At 66.0% G+C, this 5245-nt stretch carries 5 protein-coding genes; all 5 read right to left on the bottom strand.

Going from position 1 to position 5245, the window contains the following annotated elements; genetic code table 11:
- On the bottom strand, window positions 1-587 hold a 587-nt coding region (locus tag RMN95_RS14295; RefSeq protein ID WP_309617581.1), incomplete at its 3' end, for an ATP-binding cassette domain-containing protein.
- Window positions 588-606: 19 nt separating this feature from the next.
- Window positions 607-1629: a sortase domain-bontaining protein gene (locus tag RMN95_RS14290; RefSeq protein ID WP_309617580.1), complete on the bottom strand. Its 1023-nt coding sequence runs from the start codon at window positions 1627-1629 to the stop codon at window positions 607-609.
- The gene (locus tag RMN95_RS14285) at window positions 1626-2447 is read right to left on the bottom strand and encodes a hypothetical protein (RefSeq protein WP_309617579.1); all 822 of its coding nucleotides are present in this window, start codon (window positions 2445-2447) and stop codon (window positions 1626-1628) included. Before RMN95_RS14285 ends, RMN95_RS14290 begins: the two co-directional genes overlap by 4 nt.
- Window positions 2444-3682: a WxL protein peptidoglycan domain-containing protein gene (locus tag RMN95_RS14280; protein WP_309617578.1), complete on the bottom strand. Its 1239-nt coding sequence runs from the start codon at window positions 3680-3682 to the stop codon at window positions 2444-2446. The genes RMN95_RS14285 and RMN95_RS14280 overlap by 4 nt, the downstream gene beginning before the upstream one ends.
- Before the next feature lie 107 nt (window positions 3683-3789).
- Window positions 3790-5136 carry a hypothetical protein gene (locus tag RMN95_RS14275; RefSeq protein ID WP_309617577.1) on the bottom strand — a complete coding sequence of 449 codons (1347 nt, stop codon included), beginning with the start codon at window positions 5134-5136 and terminating at the stop codon, window positions 3790-3792.
- Window positions 5137-5245: the final 109 nt, after the last annotated feature.

The following is a 5245-nucleotide window of genomic DNA, read 5'->3' as shown; positions in this document are numbered from 1 at the left end:
CGGTTGGCGTCGTAGATGTCGACCCCGTCGAGCAGCACCTCGCCCGCGAGCGAGGCTGACGGAATCATTTCGTGCATCCGGTTCAGGATGCGCAGGAACGTCGACTTTCCACAGCCGGACGGGCCGATGAGCGCGGTGACTTTGCCCGCCTCCATCGTCAGGTCGACGCGGTCGAGCACCTTTCGGTCGCCAAACCAGGCCGAGATCGCGTTGGCCTGCAGGACGGCCAGCGGTGCGTCTGGAATGATCGGGGGGCTCACCGACTCGAGTTCGCCACCCTGCCACTGGGTTTCCGGGAGTTCGGGACGCTTCATCACCCCGGTGATCGTCGGCACCGCAGTCGTGGTGTCATCGACGGGCGCTGGCGGGGCCAGAACCGCATCCTGAACCGGCTCGATGGCGGCGACAGTTGTGGCTGGAGCCGTCTTCGTCGTGGGCTTCTTTGCGGCATCAGGCCTCTGTGACGACGGCACCGGTTTGCGGGTGGCGCCACTCTTCGGCCGGGCCGCGACCGGCTTCTTCGACACAACTGTGCTGGTGGTGCGTGCAGCAGGGGCGGTGCGGGCGGGTTTCGTCGGTTCGTCCATGTCGTTTCCTCGGGTCGGGCTAGAGCAGGTTGGGAAGGAGCGTCATCGCGGCATCAGCGGTCGCGGCCCCCAGGGCGAGCACCACAGGCACGGCGATCATCCACGTTTGCCACATGCCCCAACGGCCCCGCACCCAGCGCAGGGCGATGACGGCCACGGTCAGCCATTGCAGCCAGAACAGCAGTGGGAACCACCCCGTCGAGTCGCCGCCCATCTCGAACTCAGACGGGTCGAGCACCTCTTTGGTGAACACGGGCGATGGCGTTTCGTTGACGTCGGATTCGAGGGCGGCGTCGATGTGCAATGCTCCGGATGGGGCCAGCGGCACCCCGTTCGCGGTGATCAACTCGAGGCGCCCCTCCCCCGATGCGAGTGCTTCGGGCAGTAGGTCGCCTTCCCTGCGCACGCCGAACACCGTGTAGCTGGCCTTGCCCTGGCCGGTGGTGACCGTGATCTCATCCCCGGGAATCAGCGCGCTCAGCGAACCGAACGGTCCACCATACGTCGCCTGTCTGCCCATAATGATGCTGGTGCCCTCCTGGCCCGGCAGCACGGTGTCGCGCCGGTGACCCGGACCGTTGGTCAGGTCGGAGGGAGCAGTGCCCTGCACGAAGACCTCGTTGATGCCGAGGCGGTCAACGCTGATGAGGCCCAGGGGCGTGCCGTTGGGTACGAGCTTGCCGTCGACATCAAGCTGCCCGAGGGGCGTAATCGCCAGCGCCAGGTCGCTGCGCAACTGCTGGTACATGACGTACTGCGCGCGCGAATGCTGCAGCGATCCGATGATGGTGACGTGGGTAACGAACCCCAGCAGAAGCGCAGACAGCAGCAGCCAGATGACTCCGACCCACCAGCGGATGTCACGCGGGGTCGGCGCTGGCCGGCTGTTGCGCGGTCGGTTCGGCCGCTTGCGCAGCCAGATCGGCAGTCCCTTGGGCGGCTTCTTCGCCGGTGGAGCCTTCCGCGGCTGCGGCGCTTTCGCCGGGGTGGATGCCACCACCGCGACACCGGCATCGACCTCGGGTTCGGCGACCAGGGTCACGGTGTGCTTCCCACCGCGGCGGTACCGGCTGCGTCTGCCCCACCGTGGAATGCGCGCGCGATGCTGTGCCTGAAATAGAGGGCCATCACGATGAGACCGAAGAGCAGCGCACCACACAGGACGATGACCCACCACAGCGGCGCAATAGTTTCTGCCCCCGCGACCGTGACCGAGACCACGGTGAACTTACCGTTCGACACCCGCGTCGATGCCCAGCCCGTGGCCTCCAGCACATGCGATCCGAGCCGGGTCTCATCCGGAATCCTGAAGCGCGCCGTCACATTGCCTGACGCATCGGCGAGGTAGCTGCCGATCACCGCGGCGCCGGGGTAGAGCACGAACTGCACGTTCTCGCCGGCGGTGTATCCATTGCCCTTGGCGATCATCCACTCCTTAACCGAGAGGCGTTCGGGGTCAAGGTCCAGTTTCGCTGCGTCATCGGTCGGTGTGGATGGCGGGGTCGGGGCGACCACCTCGCCTGCGGGGCCCGCCGGGGCCGCGGGCATTGCTGCCCCGGACCCTGAGGTTGATCCGCCCGCCGTGGAACCGCCGCTGGCGGGAGCGCCCGGCGCCGCGCCACCCGGTGGCTTTGCGGAAGGGGCGGGTGTCGGGGTAGCCGTGGGGCAGGCCGTCGGCGTTGGCGCCGGCGTCGCGGTGTCCCCGGGGCCGGACTGGCCGATGTCGGGGATGGTGACCGTCACCGGCAGCGTTTTGGTCACCGGGCACTCTGCGGCGTTCGCCGCGGTGCTCGGCAGTGCCCACGACGCGCCGGCGGTGATGATCAGCGCCGCAACCGCGCCGGCAATGAGGCGCCTCATGCCGTGCCCGCCCTGGTTCCGCTCGCCCCGGCGAGCGCGTCATTGCGCGCCGCTTCGGCGGCCTCGTCGATCGCGTCGTACAGGCGGTCGCGGGTGCCGGTCACGTAGCGGTAGACCAGGAAGATCGCGAGGATAAGGAAGACGATGACGGCGAGCAGCGTCCACGACACAGCGAGCGAGAACGCGGAGGATGTCACGGGCACGAACTCGACCGACTCCTGGGTCTCGACGACGGGAGCGTCTGCCGCGGCGGCGACCGCGGGGTCTGCCGCGGCGGCCGGGTCTGCGATGGCGGGAGCTGCGGCCGCATCCGGTGTCTCGGTGGGAGCAGTGGGCGAGGAGCCGGTATTTTCGGCGCCATCGTCGACGGGGGTGCCCGCCGTGCCGATCGCACCGGGCACCAGGGTCACTGACGACCACGCCAGGAGCAGCGCGGCGACGGCGGGCACCTGCGAGGTCACCCGCACGGTCTGGCGCGGAAGGATGTTTGAGATCGGCTCAGGGGTGAACTCCCCCAGCGGGATGTTGAACGGCCCGGTGATCTGTACCTTTTGGTTCACGTCCATGCGCAGGTTTCCGGTGTTGCGCACGTCGTAGGTGACCGACATGGTGCCCGGAGCGAAGGGGTTCAACTCCGCAGTGAAACCGGCGACGAATCCGCTGGTCTCGACCCCGACATCCGGGATGCCCGACACCGTCAGGTAGACCCTCGCGCCGACTCGCTGTTCAAGCACGACGGCGGCGCCATCCTCATTACCCGTGGTGAGGACTGCCGCAACGATGCCGCCGACGTGATCGCCGGGGGTCGCGTCTGAGGGAACGAGAATGGTGAACGGAATGCTCGCCTCCGTGCCGGGCTGGAGAGTGATCTTGTCGATATCGGTCTTGATCCAGGCGCCAGCATCGATAGGCGTCTCTTCGCGTTTGAGCAGGCCGAAGGCCCCCGTTTCGAGCTCGTTCCGTGCATCGGTCGCGTAGATCAGGAACTCGGCGGGGGTGGTGCCCTGGTTGGTGACGAGCACGGTGTCATTGATCTGCGTACCGGGGTCGGTCTGGTAGTCGAAGGTGCGGCGACCCCCTTCAGCCGTGGGGGCCGGCTCCACGCTCCACGTGATGTCGCCATCGGCCGCCACGGCGGTGGGGGTCGGAGCAAATCCGAACGCCGAAACAGCCAATGGCGAGAGGGCTAAAACCGTGGCCAGGAGCAGAGAAACGGGGGTGGTGATTCGGGACATCCGGGTTAGCCAATCAGTGCGAAGCGAGCAGGATATGAACGGAGTATTAACTACGGATTCAGGACGGTGACAGTCGTTTTGGGGATGTCATCCGGAGCATCGTGGGCCTAGATGAGGGTCAGGGTGAGCACTGCCGAGTAGTTACCGGCAGGGGTGTTCTTCGGTGCCTTGAGCTGCAACGTAGCGAGAACGTTGTTGACCTCGATATCCTCGGGAACGCCACTTGCCAGCAAGCTGACCGCTTTCAGACCGTCAACCGAGGCCGGAGCCGGAAGCACCTGTGTGCCGATGGAGTACCGACCACCGGCCACGCCTGTCGTGCAGCCGAGGTACTTACCTGAGAGAACCTTCGGAGTGGCGCCCGCCGAGATGAAATCGCCGACCTGGCCGGTGAGACTCCACCCCGGATAGTCCAACTGGCGTGAATCGGTGACAACAACATTCAGGGTTCCCCGGGCGTTGAGCGTTCCTGCATTGAGAGTTGCGGTGCCGAGTGCGACCGTTGTCGGCACACCAGTCAACGTCAGCACGCCACCACCGGCGCCCGCGAGGATCGTCGCCGAGACGTTCGTGGAAATGCCTGGTTCCCCTACGTTCGCGGTGACGAAGACGAAGGCGGGCCGTGAGGACGATCCGACGTGCGTGTAGAAGTTCGAGGTCTCGTAGTCGGCGCTATAGATATGCAGGCCGTCCGGGACGCCTGTGAGCACGAGCACCGCGTGGCCTGAGACGACCTCGACCGTTGCCACGATGACGCTCCCATTCTCGATCAAGGTCACCGTTCCTTGCGCAGTCGCGTCGACGAGGCCGGTGGCGGAATCCTTGATGGCCGCGTCGAGGGTGACAGTCGAGCCGGAGGATCCGGCTGTGAACGACACCGTGGTGTCGATGGGAGGTGGGAGTACGCTCCAGGCGCCGGTCGCCGCGTTCCAGTTGATGGCGATTTGGACGTAGGGATCGGTGGCTACGTCGGGTGCAATCGGTGACGCCGACCAGTAGTAGCGCAGTTCGACGATGCCCGTGGCAAGCCCAAGCGATGGCGAGTCGAGTTCGAGGCTGCTCACGTAATCGTTGGCTGCGACGGCCGACCTGTCTGCGAATCCTGGCTGGCCATTGAGGCCGAACGTGCCGTACGAGGGTGGGGTGGATACTGTGCGCACGGTCGCGATGGCGCCGCGATTCACATCATCCTGAAAGATATAGGTGCCGCCGGAGAGGCTCGCAATGGCATTCGGGGTGAGTCGGGTAGGAGCTGCCACGTTCGTTGCGATGCTGGAAAGGAACATAGCGTCGGTGTTCGTGTTTCCGCTCGTCGGTGAGATGGTAAGGATGGGAACGACGAACCCGACACCATCGGCGGAGGCCCGTGGGGCCTCGATGAGCGACCCTGAGAGGGTGGCTGCGACGAGAGCACCGGCAAGGGCGATAGCCCTCGGCCGGAAGCGGGAGGTCATGTTCGGGTATTCCTTGTCAGCGTTGGGGGGTAACGATGTGAGGGGAACGGGTCGTGCAGTGGTGCTGATCATGATGGTGGCGGGTTGGGCTCAGCGCAATGCTGGCCCA

Origin of the sequence: Salinibacterium sp. (assembly GCF_031364185.1) — a bacterium.
Lineage (GTDB): Bacteria > Actinomycetota > Actinomycetes > Actinomycetales > Microbacteriaceae > Rhodoglobus.
The sequence above is the reverse complement of the archived record's forward strand: the minus strand, read 5'-3'. Positions and strand labels throughout refer to the sequence as shown.